We start from the raw sequence: 24,342 nt of genomic DNA on the forward strand, positions 1-24,342 counted from the left end.
TCACAGACATAACAATCAAATATCACCACATCTATTTTACCAACATCAAACACTAAGTTAAACTTAGGTTCTCACGAATAAATTTATGATAAAAAATGATTGATATCATATAATCATAATACATGCTACAAAGGTAGCACATCTATTAAGCAAAGCTACAACATTTACAAAAATAAAAATTAAATATTGCAAAATTTTATTATAATTGAATTTAAGAAAAAAATTTAAAAAAAATTAAAAAATAATTAATATTTACTATTTATTACTAAAATAAACAAATTCAATAAAATTTTTCACAGTTTGTTTCATATCATAAAAACTAAATTAAAATGATCTTAAATTTGATGGACCTTTATTAGATTAAGAATTGGATAAAAATAAGGCAAATACAAGAAAATATGGAAAAGTTTATATACTATTAGTTTAAAAAAATTAAGGAAAGTTTTAGAAATAATGTTAAAAATTAATTTAAATTAAAGAAAACCAATGAAAACCATGAAATTTATTAATAATAAAGAAAAATATGGAATATTTTAGGGAAATAATAAAAAATATTAGAATATTAAAGAAAATAAGAATTTAAAATAAAAAATAAAATAAAAAATATAATAAATAGATATCATATAATATATGTAATTTTAAAAAAAAGAAAAAAGAAAATAGATTAATTTTACAATTAACCTAATTTAATTTTAATATCTAAAGCACTTGATCCTTTTTCATATACAAAGATTGGGTTAATATCAAGTTCAGATATTTCAGGGAAGTCTAAAGTTAATCTAGCAACTCTGACAATAGCTGATTTAACAGCATCTATATCACCAGGAGCTTCTCCTCTGAAACCTTTAAGTAATCCCATAACTTTAGTGTCTTCCATTTGTTCAGTAATTTCTTCAGTGGTCATTCCTTTTGCCAATTTGAATGAAACATCTTCTAAAAGGTTTACAAGAACTCCACCCATACCAAATGCAATCATTGGACCGAATTGTGCATCTCTGATCATACCAACAAGAACTTCAATTCCAGAGTCCATCATCTTTTGAACTTCTACACCATTTGGAACAATGTCTGGATGAGCTTTCTTAGCATTAGCAATGATTTCTTCATAGACTGCTTCAGCTTCTTCTTTGGATTGAATACCTACTTTTACACCACCAATATCAGATTTGTGTAAGATCTTATCAGATGCAATCTTAAGTACAACTGGGAAGTCCATTTCTTCTGCAAGCTGACCTGCTTCTTCAGCAGAAGTTGCTAACTTAATAGGGGCTGCTTCAATACCATAAGCTTCAGCCACAGCATATGCTTCACTACCAAGCAAGGTGTCTCTTTCTTCTTCTTTCACTTTAGCGAAAATAGCTTCAACTGCTTCCTTATCTACATCATCAATTTCTCCAACAGGATCATCATAGTTTCTATCTTGAACAGCAGCGAATCTTGCAAGGTAATCGAATACTTTTACAGCGGTTTCAGGGAATACATAGGTAGGAATTCCATTATCCCTTAATACATCATTAGCGTTTTCAAAGGTAGGTCCACCCATGTTAACTGCAATAACAGGTTTATCAAACTCACTTGCACCTTCAACAAGTGCTTGAGCAATTCCATCAGCATCAGCAGATGCAGTAGGACAAACCATTACCACTAAACCGTCAACATCATCACTGTCCAATACAGCTTCTAAAGATTCCTTATATCTTATAACAGGAGCATCACCTAAAACATCAATAGGGTTTTTAATACTTCCCTCTTCAGGCACAGCTGCTTTTAATCTTTCATTGGTTTCTTCATCAAATTTAACAAGTTCCAATCCGTATCTTTCCATTGCATCTACGGATAAAACTCCTCCACCACCTGCATTGGTAATGATTGCAAGGTTACGTCCAGTTGGAAGCGGACATTTGGAGAATGCTAAGCCTACATCAAACAATTCATCCATAGTGGTTACTCTGAATACTCCAGATTGTTTGAATGCAGTATCAAATGCTACATCACTACCAGCTAATGCGCCAGTGTGTGAGGATGCAGCTTCAGCACCAGCAGAACTTGAACCGGATTTCAAGATAATAACTGGTTTCTTATAGGATACTTTTCTTAAAGTTCTGACAAAATCATCATCTTCAGTGATGGATTCAAGATAACAGATAACTACTGCAGTTTCATCATCATCAGATAAATATTCAATTAATTCAATCTCAGTAGTTCCAGCTTTATTTCCTAAACTGATAATTTTACTGAATCCAATTCCAGAAGTTACACTCCAATCAATAATAGCTACCATCATAGCTCCACTTTGGGAGATAAATGCAATATTACCTGTAGGAGGCATAATCTGTGAAAATGAAGCATTTAATAATGAATGTGAATCAGTGATACCTAAACTGTTAGGACCAATAATGTTTATGCCATATTTTTTACCAAGAGCTACAAGCTCATTTTCTCTTTCTACACCTTCTCCACCAATTTCCTTAAATCCTGCAGTGATAACTACCATATTTTTAACGCCGAATTCACCACATTCTTCAACAACTGGGTTTACTAAAACACTAGGAATAGAAATAATTACAAGGTCTGGAACTTCAGGCAAGTCAGACACATTTTTATATGCTTTTAATCCTTGAATTTCATCATCTTTAGGGTTAATAGGATAAATATTTCCTTTAAAACCATCATTAATCATATTATTTACTATAATATAACCAACTTTTCCTTCTGAGTTGGAAGCTCCAACAATAGCAACAGAGTCCGGATTAAACATCTTAGTAAGATCAGTCATAGATTTTAACTCCTTTATTTCAATTAATTTAATATAATTATGATTTTAAAATTTTCACTTTAAAATTCATATTAATTTATAATTGTTTTATTAATATTTGAATATTAATATTTACAATATAATGTTTGTTATTATATTATATGTAATTCATCATATTTATAATGATAAATAATTAACAATTATATTTTTGTCTTAAAATAGTATAAAAATTTTAATATTTATAATTATCTGAAAGTTTTCATGGAAAAACTAATGAAACTATGAAAAAATGAAAAATTAGATAAATAAAAAATGAATAGAATTATAATAATGAAATAAAATTATAATAATTTAATAGAATTAAAAAAAATAAAAAAAAGAGAATAATGATTAGTAAAACTAATCACTAAAAATTATTGATTAATTTAAATAATTTATTTAATCGCTTACTTCAATACCTAATGAAACAAGTTTGTCCCTAATCTCATCAGATAAATCATATTTCTTTTCAGCTCTTAATTTTTGACGAACATCAGCAATTATATTCAATAATTCCTCTTCATCGCCACTGGTTTCATCATCATTTGCGAAGAAATCAATACCTAATATTTGACTGATATCTGCAAACCAGTGCTTAATAGCTAAAAGATCATCAATGATTATTTTATCTTCATTCAAATCCTTATTGGATTTCTTGATAAATGAGAAAATAGCTGCAATAGCTTTAGGAGTGCTGAAGTCATCATCCATACTCTTGAAGAACTCACTAACTCCCTCATTTAACACATCATAAGAAGATTCATAGTAGTCAAAATTAAGCAATTCTTCGAAAAGTTCACTTTCATTTAAGTCTGCTAAATAAGCAATATCATCAGAAACATTACCTTTTTCAAACTCTGCACTAATCTTCTCATCTAAGACTTGAAGATAATTTTTTATCCTAGCTACATTTTTTTCAGCTTGATGCAAACTCACTTCACTAAAGTCTATAGGACTTCTGTAATGGGTTGCAAGAACAAACAATCTGAATGTTTCACCAGAATACTCTTTCAATAAATCTCTAATGGTAATGAAGTTACCTAAAGATTTAGACATCTTTTCTCCAGAAACATTCAAGAAACCTGTATGCATCCAGTATTGAACTAATGGTTCCTTACCTGATACAGCTTCCATTTGAGCAATCTCAGAGTCGTGGTGAGGGAATATTAAATCGAGACCTCCACCATGAATGTCATATTGTGGTCCAAAGTATTTTTCAGTGATTGCGGTATCCTCAATATGCCAACCAGGTCTTCCTTTACCCCATGGGGAATCCCATACAGGTTCACCTGCAAACTCTTCTGCTTCTCTGTTTTTCCATAAAGCAAAATCATTAGGGCTTTTTTTAGAACTGTCAATATCAATCCTATGAGTTTCAAGCTCTTCAATCTTACGATTAGCTAATTTACCATAATCCTTAAACTTAGCAACTTCAAAGTAAACTCCAGTTTCAGTTACATATGCAAATCCTTTATCGATTAACCTTTGGATTTGATCTAAAATCTCTTCCATATGGTCAGTAGCTCTTGCAAAATAGTTGACGCTTTTCACATTCAAAGCAGCCATATCTTCAATAAATCTCTTTTCAAATTTCTTTGCAAGCAATTTGGAGTCTACACCACTTTCTTTTGCTCTGTTAATGATCTTATCATCAATATCAGTGATATTTTGTAAGTAGAATACAGAATATCCTTTAAATTCCAAATATCTTTTAATGGTATCAAAGGAAATGTATGTTCTTCCGTGACCAATATGAGCATCATCATAAACTGTAGGGCCACAAACAAAGAGTTTGATCTTATCTTCAAATAATGTATTCAACTCTTCCTTTTCCCTTGACATAGTACTATAAATTTCCATTATATCTCCTTAAAACAATTTAATAAATAAAAATAAGTCTAAATTAAATAAAAATAAACTAAAGGATATAGAATAGGTCATTTACTGCTATCCCATACCAATCCAAAAATAAATTAGTAGAAATTCTACCAATTTTTATAATAAATGTGCTTCAGAACCTAAACATGCTCTACAATCTGCTGGCATGTGTCCTTTTTCCTTATGTATTTGACAAATGACATCTTCTGTTTTGATTCTTTTACAGATGTAACAAGTACGTGGAATAATATCTAATTTAGTTGCAGTTCCTTCATTTAAGTCATTTGCAAAATCCTGAATCAATGCTTTTACATCATCATTGAACTCAATGCCGCTACCTCTTTTATCAGTTAAATACTGAGAAACAGCAGGTTGTGTAATATCCATTAATTCAGATATCTTCTTTTGTTTCATTCCTAATTTCAATAAATCTTTTGCTAATTCAGATCTTATAGCTGGTATAATATACCATACTACCATTTCACAAGGTGGTTTCATATAATACCTCCTAATGTTTAAAAAATTTTAATTTGATTACCTAAATAAATTATCTAATCTATAAGAGTAACTTCATTCATCTTCGATATAATTATTTAATCTATAAAACAATTTTTCATCAGCACCCTTGAATACCTCTTCAACTTCAGAATCATGACTCAATTCAACATGTTCTATATCGTGGAAGTGGCTTAAGATATTGACTCTTTTTTCAAGCTCTTCCTGACGTTCTAAAAGCAAATCAATAGCTGATGAAACAGGGTCTGGGAATTCGTGCTCCAAGTCCAAGACACATTTACGGTCTTCACGAATGATTCTGCTTGGTACCCCAACTGCTGTAGCCCCTCTTGGAACATCCTGCAATACAACTGCTCCAGCACCTACCTTACAGGAACATCCTAAGGTAATGTTTCCTAAAACCTTTGCTCCAGAACCGATAACCACTGCATCTTCCACAGTAGGGTGCCTTTTGCCTTTGCTTAAACTTGTTCCACCAAGAACTACTCCCTGATAAATTAAAACATCATCTCCAACAATAGTTGTTTCACCTATTACAATACCCATTCCATGGTCAATAAAGACCCTTTTGCCTATTTGAGCACCAGGGTGAATTTCTATACCTGTCAAGAATCTTGATATCTGAGAGAAGAACCTTCCCCAAAAAGGCAAGTGATGTGTCCAAAGCCAGTGATTCAATCTGTGCAAAATGATGGCCCAAATTCCAGGATAACAAAGCAGAATCTCTAGACTGCTTCTTGCAGCAGGGTCTCTCATTTTTGCAGCTTGGAGATCATCTCTTAAATCATCAAACATATATTCACCATAATCAATAAGTATACAAATGCAATAATTTAACTATTGTTAATTATATTATTATATCTAATTTAATTTTATATAAACTTAACATTTGTTATAATAACAAAGTTATATTTTATCTTTTTTACTATATATACTATTTTAATCAATGATGGAAATTTAAAATAAAATAATAAAAAATAAGAAAAATAGTTTAATTTTTTTAAAAAAATTATAAAAAGAAGATTTATTTAGAATAAATCTCCAAAGATCCACTCAGTGGATAAGTATCTCTCACCAGTATCTGGCAATATGACTACAATAGTTTTTCCTTCATTTTCAGGACGTTTAGCAAGTTCTAATCCTGCCCAAGTAGCTGCACCAGATGAAATACCAGTGAAAATACCCTCTTCTCTTGCAAGTCTTAATAAAGTAGCCCCTGCATCCTCATCTTTTACAGGAATAACCTCATCAACAAGGTCTAAGTCAAGCACTTCTGGAACAAATCCTGGTCCAATACCTTGGATTTTGTGAGGTCCTTTTTCACCTTTACCTAAAGTTTGAGAGGTAGCAGGTTCAACTGCAACTGCCTTAAACTCTGGTTTTAACTCTTTTATGTATTGAGCAATTCCAGTTACAGTACCACCAGTTCCAGCAGCAGACACTACGATATCCACTTTACCATCAGTGTCTCTGTAGATTTCAGGACCAGTGGTTAATCTGTGAATTTCAGAGTTTGCCTTGTTTTCAAATTGCTGTGGCATGAATGAGTTCGGAGTGTTTTCAACAAGCTCTTTTGCCTTAGCAATAGCTCCACCCATACCTTCGCTTCCAGGTGTTAAGACGATTTCAGCACCAAATACAGCAAGCAATTTTCTTCTTTCAATAGACATTGTCTCAGGCATGGTTAAAATTAACTTATATCCTTTTGCAGCTGCTACAAAGGAAAGACCAATACCAGTGTTACCGCTTGTAGGTTCAATAATTACTGAATCCTCTTTAAGCAATCCTTCTTTTTCTGCAGTTTCAATTAAGTTCACTGCAATACGATCTTTAATACTGCTTACCGGATTGAAAGATTCAACTTTTACAAGCACGTCTGCATTCAATCCTTCTGTCAATCTATTTAATCTTACAAGAGGTGTGTTACCAATAGCTTCTGTCATATCATTAGCTATGCCTCTTTTCAATTCAGGAATGTTTACCATAATTATCACATCATAAAATTTAATTGTTAAAATAATTTTTAAAAAGTCTATTATTAAAGAATATAAAAAATAATATCTTTGCTTAAATCCCTTCTAATAACCAATACTTAATATTTAATATATAATTTAATAACTTATTTTATTTATAATTTTAATTTCATCTTTTCAAAAAGTCAAAATCAAAACTATAAAATTACAACAAAAGTTAAAAATATAACAATTGTTATATAATAGTTAATAAATGATGATATATAAATATTTCTATAGAAAACTAGAATTTCATCAAAAATTAAAGAAAATAAAGAATTAATATTATACAATAACTATAAATAAATTTATAAGATTATATTATTTTAACTATTTTATTAAAAAAGATGATAAAATGACTCTCTTTAAATACATTATTAATCCAAGCCCAATTGGAGAAATAACAATTATCTGGAGGAAAAAACCTAAATTCCAAATTGAAGAGATTATCCTCTCAAGACCAGATAAAAGTTCATCACAAATAGCTGAAGAAAAATACGAGCAAGAAGATAAACTACCAATTAATAAGAAATCAAAGCAATTGAATAATGTATTGAAAGAATTAGATAATTACTTCCATGAAAAGGATGCAAGATTTTCACTCGAATATCTTAATTTAGAAAAATTTACACCATTCCAAAGAAAAGTATTGGAAACTGAATTCAAGACAAAAAAAGGAACCATAAACACCTATAAGGATCTTGCAAAGGCAGCAGGCAGTCCGAAGGCATACAGATCAGTAGGCACTGCACTTTCAAAAAATCCATACCCTATAATCATACCATGCCACAGAACAGTTAAATCAGATAGAACCATCGGAGGATTCGGTGGTGTTGCAGAAGGACTTGAATCTAAAAAAATACTTCTTGAATTAGATGGATTGATGATACAAGGCAAAAAAGTAGTAGGAGATAGCCCTATAATTGCACTTGATAAAACAAGCCAAACAAAACTTGTCTAATCATCTAACTTGCTTGAATCATAGTCACAAAGGTCTGTAAGAGGACATTTATCACATTGAGGACCTATAGGTCTGCAAATGGTCTGACCAAACTGGACCATCAAATCATTTAAATCTACCCAAAGCTCTTTAGGAACTTTTTCCATCAAAACAATTTCAGTCTCTTCAGGTTCCTTTGTATCAGCAATTCCCCACCTATTGGAGATCCTATGAACATGAGTATCTACAGGAATAGCTGCATCCTGGAATGCAAATACAATTACACAATTAGCTGTTTTTCTGCCTACACCTGGAAGCTTTAGCATTTCGTCCATTTCTCTTGGAACTTCTCCACCATATTGGTCAATCAGAATCCTTGAAACCTCTAAAATACGTGCTGCCTTAACTCTATAAAAACCTGCAGGCCTAATCAATTCCTGAACATGCTCTACAGGAGCATCAGCAACTGCATAAATATCTGGATAAACATCAAATAATGCATTTGCAGCCTGATCAGTATTTTCATCCCTTGTCCTTTGAGATAAAATAGTTCTAATCAATACTTTATAAGGGTCATGGTCATGAAAAGTGCGGATAGTGTAAATTTCATTTAATCTTTTAAAGATTTCTCTTATTCTCTCTTCATCATTCATATTCTAATCTCCAATAATATTCCAAAAAAGATTTTCAATTTATTTCAATTCCATTTCAATGCCTATTTCACCCATAAGCTCTATAAAATTAGGGAATGATACATTAAAGCATTCTCCATTTTCCACTTCAACATCATGTTTCAATCCAAGCAATGAAAATGCCATAGCCAATCTATGGTCATTATGGGATTCAACTTTTCCATCACCAATAGTCTGGCCATAAATAGTCATTCCATCCTCAAACTCTTCAAGTTTGCATCCTAATTTTTCAAGCTCTCTGCATGTGGTGTCAATTCTGTCAGTTTCCTTTAATCTTCCATGCTTTACACCAGTGATTGTTGTTTTTCCTTCTGCAACTGCTCCAAGAACTGCTACAGTAAGCAATAAATCTGGTGCATTGGATAAGTTTACATCAATTCCTTTAAGATTTCCATCAGATCTAAGTGAAGCATAATCATCAAATTGAGTTACATTAGCACCCATCTCTTCTAAAATATCTAAAATAAATTTATCTCCTTGTTTGGAATCGCTGAATAGATTTTCAACTCTCACATAACCTCCTGCAATAGCTGTAGCTGCAAGCAAATAGGAAGCAGAGGAATAATCCCCCTCAACAATATAATCGCTGGCAATGTACTTTTGAGGCTTAACATTAAATTTAACTCCTAAGCAATCAGTATGCTCTTTCTTGCAGGTTTCATGGAATTGATAATTATCTTCCCCAATAGCTATTCCAAATTTTTCTAAAATAGATATAGTCATATCCACATAAGGTTTTGATACGAATTCAGGATAAACTTCAAGTTCAACTCCTTTTTCAGATAATGGTGCAGAAATGAGAATAGAAGATATGAATTGAGAACTGATACTTCCCAGAATATCTGTTTCTCCACCAACATAACCCGGATAAATCTTAAGAGGTGCTTTGTTATTATCATTTAATGATTCTATCTTAACGCCTAATCCTTCCAATGCATCAATCAATGCACCCATAGGCCTTGATTTGAGAGAATCATCCCCTGTAAATATTACTTCATTATCAGACAATGCAGCCACACTTGTCATAATCCTAAGTGTAGTGCCGGAGTTAGCGAGATCAATCATGTCTTCAGATGGATTTTCGCTAATATTATGTAATTTACCGCCAGTTCCATAAACTTCCAAATAGTCAACAGTTTGACTTCTATCCCCTTTTAAGATGATTTCTTTCTTTCTGTCAATCTTAGCGCCAAGAGCTTCACAAGCCCTAATTGAAGATAATACATCTTCAGAGTAAAGCACATCAAATAGCTTGGATTTCCCTTCAGCAAGTGATGCAAGAATAACTGCCCTATGACTATAACTTTTAGAAGAAGGAGCTTTAACGGTTCCATTAATTTTAGAAAAGTTTTTTATTTTAAGATTCATTTAATACATCCTTTGATTAATTTTCAATAATTAATCTCTTTATAATTAATATTCTATTTTATATTTAGATAAAATTTATTATATAGTTAACTAATAAAAAAAGAATTTGAATGATTAAAATTTAAAAAAAAGATGAAAAAAGATAATAAAAAAAGAAATAAAAAAGAAAATTTAAAATGGAATTCCAAATATTTTAATATTTAAAAGTCAATGAAGTATCTTACTACTGTGAAGACACCAAGAGCCAAACTTATTGTAAATCCTATAAAACCAAGCACCGGCATCTCATAAAATCTTGGACCTACATCAATCAACATAACAAGAGAAGAACCAATTAAAAGCGCTGCAATAATGATTGCAAGTGAAAGCTGGTTTGCTATCTCACTTATATGCTTAACTTCAATATTTACGGTGACTTCCCCTTCCTCTATCTTATAGAAGGTTTTTGAAATGAGACTTGGCAATCCTTTCAAGACATGTTCAAATGCAAAGAAACTATTTTTAGCATTATTGACCATTTTCTTAGGATTATACCTTTGAACTATAAGTTTTCTTGCAATAGGCTTAAGATATTCCACAACATTGATATTTGGATCCAAACGTAGTGCAATGTTTTCAACCATTGACAATCCTCTTGCCATTAGTACAAACTCATTTGGAAGCCTTACCTCATATTTCTGCATTAAAAAGAGCAAGTCCTCTATAATACCATTGAAACGGCTAAGTTCCATACCATAATACTTTGCGAACAAGTCATTTAAATCGCTTTTCAAGATATTGATGTCTGTTTTCTCATTCAGGATATCCATACGAATCAACTGATTAATCAAACCATCAATATTATGGTCTGAGAAATTAATCATCAATTCAGCCAAATCTTGCCTAAACTCATCATCAAGAACACCCATCATTCCAAAATCAATAAAGCATACTGCATTATCATCTGTAATGAAAATATTACCTGGATGAGGGTCTGCATGGAAAAATCCATCGAGGAAAATCTGTTTTAAATAAGCGCGAACTATCCTATCTGCAATAAGGATCTTATTATATTTCGGGTCATCTCCAGCAATGACTTCAGATAATTTTACACCTTCAACATATTCCATAGTCAAGACTTTTTCAGTGGAATAGTCAGGATATATTACAGGAACAATAATCTTGTCATTATATTTGAAATTATCATTCAAATGCCTGATATTCATCAATTCATTGTCAAAATCCATCTCCTTATGGATAGACCTATCAAATTCATGAATAACTGCAGGAAGATTAAGGTGCTTGAATCCAGTATCAAACCTATCGGATTCATTTGCAATGAATTTCATTATGCTTAAGTCAGTTTCAACAATATCCTCAATATTAGGCTTTTGCACCTTAACGGCTACTTTCTCACCGCTATGCAATTTAGCCACATGAACTTGAGCAATGGAAGCTGTAGCAAGAGATTTTTCAGAAAATTCAACAAAGAACTCATTTAAACTTCCTCCAAGTTGATCTTCTATCAGTTCCTTAATCTCTTCATAGTTTACAGGTGGATTATCATCATGTAACTGTGAAAGCTCTTCACTAATCTTTTCCCCAACTAAATCAGGCCTTGAAGCTAACAATTGACCAAATTTAATAAATGTTGTTCCAAGTTCCTGAAGCATTAATCTTAATCTTATAGGAAAATCTTCTTTCAATAATTCCTTATTATCCGCTTCATTTCTAAATGGACTTATCTTATTACGAGTAGTCTGACCTAAAACCTTATCAAAATCGTATTTCCTTAAGATTTTTATAATCTCATCAAAACGTGATAATGTTCTTCTTTGCATGATAAGCACCTTTTGAATTAGAATAATTTAATTGTTCTTTATTAATTATAACTGTTTTTTATTAAGACTTTTAAGATTAAATTTATTACTATAAATATATATGATTAAAATTATAATTAAATTTATCTAAAATTTAAAAAAAAGATTAGAAAATCAGTGATTAAAGAATTAGAAAATAAAATTGAAATTATACAAACTTATTTTCAAATTCCACTAAAACATCTAAAAGGTCATAAGACAATCTATGAACTGCTTTAGAATGAATATCATTTGGAACTTCCCAATATGCTGATGCAATTCCACCTGCAATAGCTGCCATGGTATCTGCATCCCCACCTAATGAAATGCAATTTCTAATTGTATCCTCATAATCATTAGCTTCTAAAAAGCAAATTATAGACTCTGGAACAGACCCTTGACAGGAAACATCAAATCTATAGTGAGGCCTTATTTCATCAAGAGTCCTACTTAAGTCATAATCATATCGTACCGCTATATGGTCTCTGATTTCTTCCTTTGATGAGCCAAGTCTTGCCAAATAGATAGCATCTGCAGTAGCTAATGCACCCTTGACACCTTCAGGATGATCATGAGTTACAATAGAAGATAATACCGCAAGCTTTTGAACCTCTTCCAAAGAGTCCCCTACCCATGCTACTGGAGAGACTCTCATTGCAGAACCGTTTCCCCAACTTCCATAAGGTTTCGGATGGTCTGTTCTTAACCATTTCTTAAACATTCGACCATAGCCACCATTAGGATACTTGTTTCCAAAATATTGGAGTTGCCTTACCAATTCATCTTTGGAGTTTTTATCATTAAGCAGCCATTTAGCTACAGCAAGGGTCATGATTGTATCATCTGTAAAAGTAGACCTTTTATTAAAAAGAGAGAATTCCTTAGTCTTGATAGGATGGAACTCATAAGTGGATCCTATTATATCTCCTGCGATTGCGCCAATAATTCCTTTCATATTATACCCCCATATTATTATATAATATTAATATGAACTCCGTTACTTATAAAAATATCTAAAACTAATCTAAATAAATCTAAATAAATCTAAATAAATCTAAAATAAATCTAAAATATGTCTAAAATATGTCTAAAATATGTCTAAAATATGTCTAAAATATGTCTAAAATAAATCAAAAAAGCAATTTTTATAAATCTCATGATAAATAATATTTAATAGAAAAGATGAAAAGGTGGATAGATGAAAACTATTGTAATCAATGCAGACCCTAAAATAAAACAGGAAATAGGAAAGATATTGAAATCTGCAGCTAAAGGTGCTGAGTCTGTAGGAAGTGAAGTGGAATACTTTGATTTATACAAAATAGACATGAGAGGTTGCATGATCTGTTCAATCTGCAAAAAGAAAAATAAAGAAAGCTTCAAATGTTACTGGAAAGATGATTTATCCCCAATAATTGAAAAAATCTTAAACGCAGATACACTTTTAATAGGTTCCCAAATATTCTTCAATGAACCGACAAGCCATTATAGGGCTTTGGTTGAAAGACTCATCTATTGTATTGTTTCATATGATAGGAATTACTATTACAAAGGAAAAGTCAATGTAGGTATCTTTTATAGCATTATCTCCCTGAAAAAGCATTTTGAAAATAAAGTTCGTCCAAACCTTAAATCAACAGAAGACTTATTTAAAATGCTGAATGGAAAAGTTAAAGTTTATGAATCTTACAAAGGAATGACAAGCAAGAAAAAGACTGAGGAAGAAATTAAAGAATTGGAAAAACAATTTGAAATTGATTTGAAAAATGCATTTGAAATAGGTGCGGAATTAAGTAAAAAATAGATAAAAATTAAATTATGGATTATTAATGAAAAATATAAAATTAATTAAAAAATAAATTAAAAAAAAGAGTTTACATGAAAAGCATTAAACTTTTCATGAAATTAATTTTTTTTAAAATACTGAAAAACAGTTATCTGATTACTTCTACGATTACACCAAGCTTTTCAGATTGCAATATGTCAACTTTCTTACCGCTTGCACCTACAATTTCCTTTTTCATCTTTAGGAAATCTTCAGTGATTACACCATCAGCACCATTTTCAGCTAATTGTTTAGCTATTTCATAAGGAGCAGTTGACTTGATGAATCCAATGACTTGGCCTGCATTCTTCTTAAATGTTGGTCCAATCTTACTCATGTCAGGTTCGATTTCAATGACCTTCTCATGAACTTCAGGTTTACCAGTGGTAACTTGGAAGTTTTGGATTTTTAAAGTTCCTTTAATGTCATCTGAGAAGTATTCAAATACATCTTTCAAGTCTTCTGTCTTTTCATTTAAGTAAACAGTTGCACTTTCCACATCAGCATTCAATGGGATTTTAGAAGCGGATTTGAATCTTCTGACTTCACCAATGAGTTCAATAGCTAAGTCCCCATCCTCTTCCACTTGAGTGGAATCTAATTTAGGGTCAATTTCAGGCCAAAGCTCATTGTGAATGCTGCCTTCATGACCGAAGTATTGGTAAACCTCTTCTGCAAAGAATGGGGCAATTGGAGCAAGCAATTTTAAAGTGTCTTCGATTACAGTTCTAAGAGTGTATTTAGCTGCAATTCTAGACTCTTCGCTAATATCATCATTGTATAACCTATATTTTACCGCTTCAATGTATTCATCACAGAAATCATGCCATACAAACTGTTCGATTGTATTAACAGCAATGCTGTAATTATAATCATAAAACGCTTCATCCACGATTTTATTGACTTTATTGAGTTTTGCAAAAATCCAGGTATCCATTGGATTCAAGTTTGCCTTAATAGCTTCAATATCTCCACTTAAAGCCTTTTCAGACTCTTCATCGAAGATGTGCATACTGATAAATCTGAATGCATTCCAGAATTTTCTAATGAATTTATATCCGTGCTTGATGTTTTTCCAATCAAATGCAACATCAGAACCAGGAACACTGTTAGCAGCCCATAATCTTAAAGGATCTGCACCATATTCTGCAATAACCTCCTCAGGACCTGTTACATTTCCACGGGATTTACTCATTTTGTAACCGTCTTCACCAAATACCATACCATTGATTACAATGTCATCAAACGGTTTTTGGCCGGTTAATGCTAAACAACGGAGAGTGGTATAGAAAGCCCAAGTTCTAATGATATCGTGTCCTTGAGGACGAATGCTTGATGGGAAAATATCTTCCCAACCAGGATTTGGCCAGTTTGCAACAGACAATGGGGAAATGGAACTGTCCATCCAAGTGTCCAATACATCTTCCTCTCCAATGAATTCAGTGCATCCACATTCACATGCATGTTTTGGTTTATCTACTGTTGGGTCTATTGGCAATTGGTCTTCATCCGGAAGGATTACCTTACCGCAGTCTTTACAGTACCATACAGGAATAGGAGTTGCAAACAATCTTTGTCTTGAAATACACCAATCCCATTCCATGGAATCTGCCCAATTCAATAAACGGCTTTCCATATGTTCTGGAACCCAACGCATTTCATTTGAAGCCTTTTTACTTTCATCAATCATTTTTGTTACAGCTACAAACCATTGCTTTTTAACCAAGATTTCGATAGGGGTCTTACATCTCCAGCATTGACCTACATTTTGGTCAACTTCTTCTTGCTTGGTCAAATAGCCTTCTGCTTTCAAGTCTTCAATGGTTTGCTTTTTAGCATCAGGAAGTTCCATACCTTCGTATCTTCCTGCAGCTTCAGTCAATATTCCTTGTTCAGAAATAGCTTCAATTACATCCAAGTCATATTTGTTTACCCAAGCAACGTCAGTCTTATCCCCGAAAGTACAAATCATTACTGCACCGGTACCGTATTCCATATCTACCTCTTCATCAGCAATAATCTTAACCTTTTGACCAGATAAAGGAACTTCTACATACTTGCCTAATAATGAGTTGTATCTTTCATCCTCTGGGTGAACTACTACTGCCACACAAGCAGACATGAGTTCGGGACGAGTGGTAGCAATCAATACACCTGGAACGCTTGCATCAGCTTTCTCAGGATAATCAGCATATCTTACATATGAATTGCCTTCAACGTTTGCAAGGACTTCTTCTGGAACATCTGCAGGTGGGAAGTTCACATAGTTCAAAAATGTAGTGTTGTCACTGTATTCAACTTCTGCAAATGCAATAGCTGTTTCACATCTTGGACACCAGTTTACAGGGTGAATTCCTTGATAGATCAAACCTTGATCATACATTTTCAAGAATGATAATTGGGTTCTTTTTCTGTACTCTGGAGTCATGGTAATGTATTCCCTACTCCAATCTTGTGAGAAACCAACAGAACGCATTTGTCCTCTCATAACTTCAATGTTGTGAGTTGTGAGTTCAGTACACATATCTCTGAACTCTGCTCTTGTAACATCGTTCTTTTTAATGTTATGAGTTTCCTCTACCTTTACTTCAGTAGGAAGACCGTGACAGTCCCAACCTTGTGGGAACAATACATCCATACCTTTTTCTCTCCTGTATCTTGCATTGAAGTCCATATAAGCCCAATTTAAGATGTGACCCATATGAAGCAATCCAGTTGGATAAGGTGGTGGAGTATCTATAATGTATCTTGGTCTTGTTCCATCACCAATAAATTTATAAACTTCATCATCTTCCCATTTTTTCTGCCATTTTTCTTCGTTTTTATGGTCATAATCTTTAGGAATTTCTTTATTTGTCAAAATATTCCTCCAAATAGAATGAATAATAAAAATAATTAATTAAAAATGTAATCTTCGAAACTTCAATTTCAAAATAAAACATTCTAATTTAATATTTATTAAAAGTATTTATTAAATATTGTTGTAAATTATAATAATTTTAGAAATTTGGAAATAATTTTTAATTTTAATCTTAAAAACAATAATTATATAATAAATAATAGACAAAAAGAAACATAGTATAATAAATATTATAACTGAAATTAACTTTATTATTTGATTAACTAAATACGAGGTGACAAAATGCATTTATTATGGTTTTATGTAGCTATTGCACTTGCTATAAGTGATGAAGTTCATAGCAGACTTGTTTGGGACTATGTAAGAGACTTCTACATAATATTTGGAGGCATAATCAGCAGTGCATTAGATTCTGTAATGGAAACCTGGATTGTTCATGAAGCTTTAGAAGCACTTTTCCATTTTATTTTTGTGTCTTGTGTATTCTTCTCATTGAAAGTGGGATTTTTAGCGGCATTAATACATTTCCTATTGGATGTAAGCCATTCAATTGCAATTAGACATATGCCATGGTTACCTCATAGAGCATTACACTTTGTCTTTGAATCTTTATTCTTTATCGCCGTATTTGGATTATAAAGAATAAATCCTATTTTTAATTAATTATCAAAATAGAGAACTCTATGATTAATTAAAGATTAAAAAAAATTATTAGATGAAAATTAGTTAATTAATTCTAAATTAAAAATTAAACTTATAAAATATTATTAAAGAGATTAGGAGATAATATGCCTGTAATTACATTTAAATATCAAGATTTAAAGGATTTGGGTATTGATATGGAAAAAGATGAGCTTATTGATACCTTACCTATGATGGCAAGTGATATTGAAGATTATGATGATGAAGAGATTAAAGTAGAATTCTTCCCAAATCGTCCAGATAACTTATCTGTTGAAGGAGTGGCAAGATCATTTAAAGGATTCTTAGGAATGGAAACTGGACTTCCAAAATATGAAATTGAACCATCTGGCGAAAAGGTTTATGTGAGTCCTGAAGTTGCAGAAATCAGACCTTTCATCAGATTTGCAAGGATAGAAGGAGTGGACTTCACAGGAGATAAGATCAAATACATTATGGATTTCCAGGAAAACTTGCATTGGGTTATTGGAAGAGACCGTAAAAAAGTGGCAATTGGTGTTCATAACGCAGATGTCATAAGCGGACCATACAAATACATTGCAACTCCAAAAGACGAACATTCATTTGTTCCTCTTGAAATGGATGAGGAAATGACTCCTGATGAAATATTGAAAGATCATGCAAAAGGAGAGAAATATGCTCATTTGATTGATAAGTTTGACAAGTATCCTCTCATTATCGATAATGATGAACAAGTATTATCAATGCCTCCAATCATCAACGGAGAATTAACCAAACTTAAAGAAGACACTACAAACATCATTGTTGATGTAACTGGAACTGACGAGAGAGCAGTCGAACAGTCATTAAACATTCTCTGCGCATCCTTTGCAGAAGTTGGAGGAAAAGTCAAATCCATGGAAGTGATTTATGAAGATGAGACAATAGTCTGTCCGGATTTCACTCCAAAGGTGAAAAATGTTCATGTTGATTTAACCAATGAATTGATTGGTGGAACCGATTTAACCGCTGAAGACATTAAAGGATTGCTTGAAAAGGCAAGATTCGATGCTAAAATCATTGATGATAACGAATTGGAAGTGCTTATTCCACCTTACAGAGTCGATATCTTGCATGAAGTTGATATTGTTGAAAACATTACCATCCAATATCATATCAATGCAGTCGAAGCAAAATTGCCTGATATCGTCACTGTAGCAAGTGAAGATAACTGGTTTAAAGGTGAAAAAACAATTAGAGAAGTTATGGTAGGTTTAGGATTCCAAGAAGTAATGAGCTTAATGTTAACCAGTGAAGAAAGCCAATATGAAAAGATGAATCAGGAAGAGGTTGACCATGTTCAAGTCTCCAAACCAATTACCATTAGTGGAACCATGATTAGAACAAGCTTGCTCAATAGCTTAATGGAATTCTTGGAAGACAACAAGCATGAAGACCTTCCACAAAAGATCTTTGAAATCGGTGATGTCTTATACATGGATGAGAAATCATCAAATAAAACAAGACAAGTTAAAAAATTAGCGGGTATGATTTGTCACAGCTCTGCAAACTTTACTGAAATAAAATCAACAGTTTCCAGTGTTCTTTCCAATTTAGGATACAGCATGGAAATCAGTGATTCAAGTAACACTACTTTTATTCCAGGTAGAGTGGCTGATGTCAGTGGCGAGTCTAAAAGTGGTAAAATAACTGGATTCTTTGGTGAAATAGCTCCTGAAGTTATTAGAAACTTTGAATTGGAATATCCAGTTATAGCATTTGAAATTGAATTCCTCTAATTGAATTCAATTTATTTTTTCTTTTTAATTTCACTCTTTTATTTTTTCAAATATTTTTCTTTTTAATTTTTCTTAATAATTTTTCTTTTTTCAATAATTTTTTATTTAAAAATTTTAAACTATTTTTCAAAATCCCCTATTTAAATCATTATCTATTATTTCTCTTTATGAGCAGTTATTATTGTATAGCTAGAAGCATTTACAGTGATAATAATCCCATCAACACTTACATAATAATTCTTCCCTTTCCTTTCAATAACTGCATTTTCCTGTTTTATCTTATCAATGCAATATGCTACAATATCCTCGACATCAACTTCTATGTTTCTTTTTATCCTATCCACACCCATTTCAGTAGTGTGTACCTTATCTAAATTATTCAATAATTTCATAATTTAACTCCAAATTATCATATGATGTTAATTGAATTACTTTTCTATAAAAAGAATAAAATAAAAATTAATGAGATAAAAGCCAATCATAAACACGTTTACAATTATTTTTATCATTGAATTTGAAGAATTTATCCACCCTTCCTTTATATTCTTCTTCCATTAAACAATCATTAGTGATGTAATCCATGATTTTATCAACTAGATCATCCTCAGATTTTATAACATCACCAAATCCCATAGATTCATATTCAAAATAACCTTTCTCATAATGATATGGGGAATTTTGATAATAAATTACTGGTTTTTTTAGATATGCAAAATCAAAAGCAACTGAAGAATAATCTGTAATTAATAATGAGGATTCATTAAAGAGCTTCTGATAAGATTCATCCATAACAAATTCAACATGTTCATTAGTATCAAATAAATCTATAAAATCCAACAGACCATGATGAAGCTTAAATAGAAGCTTATAATTATTTTGATTTAAAAAATCGATTAATTTCTTATTATTGATAAGCCCATTAACATTTTTAAAAAAATCTGATTGTAAAAATTTTTTTTCATCATTTTTAAGATACAATCTCCAAGTAGGCATGAATAAAATCTGTTTTTTAATATTATGATTATTTAAATTATCAAATCTTGGAAAACCTAATGTTTGAACAACTTTTTCATCATAATTATAATTTTCAGATAATATGGAATTCCTCTCCAAATCTGAAGAAGTTACTAACAAATAATAATTTTTATAAAACTTCTTAAACCAATTAGAAACATCATCCTTTGTTACACCATGTTGCAAGAAACATTTTTCAATTGAAGAAAGACCATTATAAAATTTAATATTTTCGTCATAGAAAGGATTTAACCATGAATGATTAATATGAGAAGATATTACCTTCTCAGCGAAAACATATAATATTTTTCGTTTGAATGAATCAAATGGAACTATATGTTTATCAATCTTTAACATTTCATTATAGCTATTAGAGTCTTTTTCAACAATGAAATATTTCTTAATATCATCCTTTTGTTTTATAGCATAAGAAAATAAATGTTTAGCATTATCATCAGCAACATCAGGTTTATCCTGGAATAACCAAATCTTCTTATTTTTCATAAAAGGAAGTAATAACAAATAGACAATCCTTAAATGTATAGCAGACAGATAATCCTCTTCTTTAAGTTCATATAACTCTTTAATTGTATTAATTTCTAATTTTAAGACATTATGATAAGAATAAGGTAAGGTATAAAATGAATTTTCTTCAAATAATACAATTAGAGAATCCTTAATGAAATAATTACTTATTTCTGATAAATCAGCATGCTTCCTAAAGACTATATTATTTTTCATTTCAACTTTTTCACCATTTTCCTCATAAACCATGAAGAAATCTATTTTAGATTGTTCATTTTTATTCATAGGTACTTTTAAATCAAAATTATAATTAAATCTCCAATCAATACCTAAAAACCTTTGATCTTTACGATTAGTAGTTGGATATTCAACTTTTTTAGCAGTGAAAACTTCTTTTGAACCATTTTGAAGAGTTTTTATAGCTTTTACAGTTAAGGCCTCCGGAATGCATGAACATACAAAATTTCCAGAGAAATTTAAACACCCCTCTTTAAACTCTATAATATCAAAATGAAACCTATGATTGTGCAATCTATTAATAATATTGTTGTCAGATTTTAAGAAAACCTTAGATTTATTAGGTTTTACAATTATATTAAAATCTTTATGATTTTTTAAATAAATAAGAAAACGTTTAATATAAACCTTTTTAATATCAGGATGTTTAAAAATTATCTTTTTATCAATATTATCCAAAATGTAATAAAGCAATCTCCAAAACTCTTCAATTTCCTCATCACACATATCTTCTGGAAAATCAGAAATCTTATAAAAGTGCTGCATCTCATCAACCACCAGATATTGTATAAAATCAGCCACATTTCCTTCCTTATCTAAAGAGTAATCAATAAGAGATTTATAATTATTTAATTTAATGTTTAAATATTCGTTTTTATATCTGAACATATCAAGAGTAGAAGATTCCTCACATCTTTTTAGACAGAAACATCCGGTTTTATTAACTTGGCCATATTTTTTCTTATTAAGAAGAATTTTATTAATAATAATTGAGTCTTCATCTTGACTTAAGTTAGTATCAAATTTAAAATCATGAAAAATTTCATTCTTCAGGAATGATGAGGATAAAGATAACTGGGAATATTCTGGATTTTTAATTAAATCAACAATTCCGTCTTCCTCAGACTTCTGATTTGATAAATAACCCTCATTTTCACTATCAGAATATACTAAAGGAATGCTTACAAGATCTATTTCTTCAATATGCGCTGAAAAAAAATCATAAACGCTACTTAAAACGTTTGGGGATAATTCATCATCATTATCAAGAAAGTTTATATATTCTGCATCTGCATATTTTAATCCTAAATTACGAGCAGATTCTTGATTTCCATTGTCTTTAGTTAAAGCAATGATATTTTGAGGATACATATCTTGATACTTTAAAGAAATATCATAAGAATCATCTTTTATCCCCTCATTAACTAAAATTAGCTGAACATTATCTTTAAAACAGATATCTTGATTAATGACAGATTGAATAGTTTTTTCAGGATATTTCTCATTATTAAGAATAGTCATCACAATAGAAAACTTAAAATTAAAAAACATGTAACCCCTAAAAATAAGTAAATAAATATATATTTATATTACATTTAATTCTATTTAAATATTTTTAAAATTAAAAATAATGAAAAAAAAGATTAATCAGAAAATCAAAGAATAAGTGCAATAATACATTACTTTGAAAACCTAATTCTATAATAATACATGCTAATGAACCATTCTACAAAAATTTATTAATAAGGGGCAATAAACACTTAATTAAGCAAAAGATAAAAAAAATATTTGATTTATAATAATATCTTTACCAAGTTTTTAAGAGAGTGAATAAGATGTCATTTACAGCATATATGTTGGATGTAGTATCTGATACTATTTATCCTGCTAGAATTACAATAGAAGATGGTTTATTTAAAGAAGTGACCCCAATTACAGTTTCTGAAAAAGACATTGTTAAAATTGATGTGAAAGGATTAATGCTTCCAGGATTCATTGATTCCCATATTCATATTGAAAGCAGTATGGTTACACCTGCACAATTTGCTAAAATTGCAGTTCGTCATGGTACTACTGCTGTTGTTTGCGATCCTCATGAAATAGCTAATGTTTTAGGAATTGAAGGGGTTGAAGCAATGATTGAAAATGCAAAGCAAGTCCCTTTTAATTTTTTCTTCACTGCCCCATCTTGTGTGCCTGCTACTGGATTTGAGACATCAGGTGCCGTTTTAGATTCCTCTGATATAGAATACTTGCTTAAAAAAGAGGAAATTGTGGCATTAGGGGAAATGATGAATTTCCCAGGTGTCATTAACGGCGATGAAGAGGTCCACAAGAAATTGGAATTTGCAAGAAAAATTGGAAAACCAATTGATGGTCACGCCCCACTTGTTACTAGAGATGACTTGGATAAATATCTTGCTGCAGGTATAAGTACAGACCACGAATGCAGTAATGTTATAGAAGCTCTTGAGAAAAAGATAAAAGGTATGAAAATTATGGTTCGTGATGGATCATCCGCTACGGATATGGAAGGCCTTTTTGATATAGAAGAAGCGGGTAAAGACCTTGATTTCTCAGGACCTATGGGCCCAATGTTTAGAGACATTTTCGAGAGAAGAATCTACTCCCCTTTATTCGATTTTATAGTTAGTGATGACAAGCATCCGAACGATTTAATCAAGGGGCATTTAAACAAATCCATTAATAAAGCTGTTGGTTTAGGAATTGATCTTATTAAAGCCATTAATATGGTAACAATTAACCCTGCATATCATTATAACCTTAATTGTGGAGCTATTGTACCTGGTGCAAAAGCAGATTTCATAATTGTTGACAGCATATATGACTGTAACGTTTTAAAAACATATGTTGGTGGAGAATGTGTATTCGATGGAGAAAACGTTTTATTTGACGTTCCGGAAATCGAACCTAGAAATACAATCAATACAACTAAAAAGACTGCCGGCGACTTTGACATACATTATGATGGTGACGAATGTGAAGTCAATGTAATAGAGTGCTTTGACGGTGATTTGCTAACTAAAAAAGCAACTGCAAAGTTATATGTAAAAGATGGTGTGGTGCAACCTGACATTTATCAGGATATCTTAAAGATTGCTGTTGTAGAACGTTACGGCGGAAACACTATTGCTAACGCATTCATTAAAGGATTTGGACTTAAGAAAGGAGCAATTGCTTCATCAGTTGCACATGACTCCCATAACATTATCGTCATCGGTTATAACTCTCAAATGATGGCGGATGCGGTAAATCAAGTCATTGATGATAAAGGAGGTATCTCTGTTGTTAGTGAAGATTTCTCTGACTCCTTGCCTCTGCCAATTGCTGGATTGATGTCTAATGAAGATGTGTATGATGTCGCTGATAAATTAGGCATTTTACATAATATGGTTAAAGCGTTAGGATGTCAAGTAGAAGCGCCATTCATGACAATGGCATTTATGGCATTACTGGTTATTCCATCAATTAAAATATCCGATAAAGGATTGTTTGATGGTGATAATTTTGAATTTATGGATGTAATTATTAAATAAGGTCATTCCTGTTTAATAATTCTTTTTTCTTTCTTTTTTTAAATTTTTTAAAAACTTAAACTTA

17 protein-coding genes are annotated in these 24,342 nt (G+C 31.3%); 5 read left to right on the forward strand and 12 right to left on the reverse strand.

Annotated features, from left to right (window positions below):
* Nucleotides 1-676 precede the first annotated feature (676 nt).
* The 5 genes from acs to cysK form a co-directional block, all read right to left on the reverse strand.
* Complete coding sequence (gene acs / locus QZU90_RS07010) at nt 677-2,776, reverse strand: acetate--CoA ligase alpha subunit (RefSeq protein ID WP_295608645.1); 2,100 nt, start codon at nt 2,774-2,776, stop codon at nt 677-679.
* 417 nt (nt 2,777-3,193) lie between these two features.
* Nucleotides 3,194-4,654, reverse strand: a complete 1,461-nt coding sequence (gene cysS, locus QZU90_RS07015) for a cysteine--tRNA ligase (protein ID WP_296856371.1) — start codon at nt 4,652-4,654, stop codon at nt 3,194-3,196.
* 135 nt (nt 4,655-4,789) lie between these two features.
* Complete coding sequence (locus tag QZU90_RS07020) at nt 4,790-5,170, reverse strand: transcriptional regulator (protein ID WP_295608647.1); 381 nt, start codon at nt 5,168-5,170, stop codon at nt 4,790-4,792.
* A 72-nt stretch (nt 5,171-5,242) separates the two neighbouring features.
* Nucleotides 5,243-5,983: a serine O-acetyltransferase EpsC gene (gene epsC / locus QZU90_RS07025; protein WP_296856373.1), complete on the reverse strand. Its 741-nt coding sequence runs from the start codon at nt 5,981-5,983 to the stop codon at nt 5,243-5,245.
* Nucleotides 5,984-6,216: 233 nt separating this feature from the next.
* Nucleotides 6,217-7,173 (reverse strand): cysteine synthase A, encoded by a 957-nt coding sequence (cysK, locus tag QZU90_RS07030; protein ID WP_295608651.1) that lies wholly within the window; start codon nt 7,171-7,173, stop codon nt 6,217-6,219.
* A gap of 382 nt (nt 7,174-7,555) precedes the next feature.
* On the opposite strand from cysK, the gene QZU90_RS07035 reads away from it, so the two are divergent.
* A complete protein-coding gene (locus QZU90_RS07035) occupies nt 7,556-8,161 on the forward strand; it encodes a methylated-DNA--[protein]-cysteine S-methyltransferase (protein WP_295608653.1) in 606 nt (201 codons plus the stop codon).
* Here the strand turns inward: QZU90_RS07035 and nth are convergent.
* The 4 genes from nth to QZU90_RS07055 all read right to left on the reverse strand — a co-directional run bounded on the left by nth (nt 8,158) and on the right by QZU90_RS07055 (nt 12,993).
* Complete coding sequence (gene nth / locus QZU90_RS07040) at nt 8,158-8,793, reverse strand: endonuclease III (RefSeq protein ID WP_295608655.1); 636 nt, start codon at nt 8,791-8,793, stop codon at nt 8,158-8,160. The two genes, QZU90_RS07035 and nth, sit on opposite strands and share 4 nt — an antisense overlap.
* Nucleotides 8,794-8,832: 39 nt before the next feature.
* Nucleotides 8,833-10,200: a 3-phosphoshikimate 1-carboxyvinyltransferase gene (gene aroA, locus QZU90_RS07045; protein WP_296856376.1), complete on the reverse strand. Its 1,368-nt coding sequence runs from the start codon at nt 10,198-10,200 to the stop codon at nt 8,833-8,835.
* Between the two features lie 200 nt (nt 10,201-10,400).
* A complete protein-coding gene (locus QZU90_RS07050) occupies nt 10,401-12,020 on the reverse strand; it encodes an AarF/ABC1/UbiB kinase family protein (RefSeq protein WP_296856378.1) in 1,620 nt (539 codons plus the stop codon).
* Between the two features lie 187 nt (nt 12,021-12,207).
* Entirely contained in the window at nt 12,208-12,993 is a 786-nt protein-coding gene (locus QZU90_RS07055) for an ADP-ribosylglycohydrolase family protein (RefSeq protein WP_295606496.1), read from the reverse strand.
* A gap of 243 nt (nt 12,994-13,236) precedes the next feature.
* Between QZU90_RS07055 and QZU90_RS07060 the strand changes: the two genes are divergently transcribed.
* Complete coding sequence (locus QZU90_RS07060) at nt 13,237-13,842, forward strand: flavodoxin family protein (RefSeq protein WP_296856380.1); 606 nt, start codon at nt 13,237-13,239, stop codon at nt 13,840-13,842.
* A 130-nt stretch (nt 13,843-13,972) separates the two neighbouring features.
* On the opposite strand, the gene QZU90_RS07065 is transcribed toward QZU90_RS07060, so the two are convergent.
* Nucleotides 13,973-16,723: a valine--tRNA ligase gene (locus tag QZU90_RS07065; protein ID WP_296856382.1), complete on the reverse strand. Its 2,751-nt coding sequence runs from the start codon at nt 16,721-16,723 to the stop codon at nt 13,973-13,975.
* Nucleotides 16,724-17,005: 282 nt separating this feature from the next.
* On the opposite strand from QZU90_RS07065, the gene QZU90_RS07070 reads away from it, so the two are divergent.
* Both QZU90_RS07070 and pheT read left to right on the forward strand, forming a co-directional pair.
* Entirely contained in the window at nt 17,006-17,362 is a 357-nt protein-coding gene (locus tag QZU90_RS07070; protein WP_295606488.1) for a hypothetical protein, read from the forward strand.
* A 149-nt stretch (nt 17,363-17,511) separates the two neighbouring features.
* Nucleotides 17,512-19,164, forward strand: a complete 1,653-nt coding sequence (gene pheT, locus QZU90_RS07075) for a phenylalanine--tRNA ligase subunit beta (RefSeq protein ID WP_296856384.1) — start codon at nt 17,512-17,514, stop codon at nt 19,162-19,164.
* Between the two features lie 155 nt (nt 19,165-19,319).
* Here the strand turns inward: pheT and QZU90_RS07080 are convergent, their stop codons facing one another.
* Nucleotides 19,320-19,556, reverse strand: a complete 237-nt coding sequence (locus QZU90_RS07080; RefSeq protein ID WP_295606485.1) for a DUF3781 domain-containing protein — start codon at nt 19,554-19,556, stop codon at nt 19,320-19,322.
* A 67-nt stretch (nt 19,557-19,623) separates the two neighbouring features.
* On the reverse strand, nt 19,624-22,272 hold the full coding sequence (locus QZU90_RS07085; RefSeq protein ID WP_295606482.1) for a CDP-glycerol glycerophosphotransferase family protein: 2,649 nt from the start codon (nt 22,270-22,272) through the stop codon (nt 19,624-19,626).
* 284 nt (nt 22,273-22,556) lie between these two features.
* On the opposite strand from QZU90_RS07085, the gene ade reads away from it, so the two are divergent.
* Nucleotides 22,557-24,278, forward strand: coding sequence for an adenine deaminase (ade, locus tag QZU90_RS07090; protein ID WP_295606478.1), 1,722 nt, complete (start codon nt 22,557-22,559; stop codon nt 24,276-24,278).
* Nucleotides 24,279-24,342: the final 64 nt, after the last annotated feature.

Source organism: uncultured Methanobrevibacter sp. (assembly GCF_902784195.1).
Classification (GTDB): domain Archaea; phylum Methanobacteriota; class Methanobacteria; order Methanobacteriales; family Methanobacteriaceae; genus Methanobrevibacter.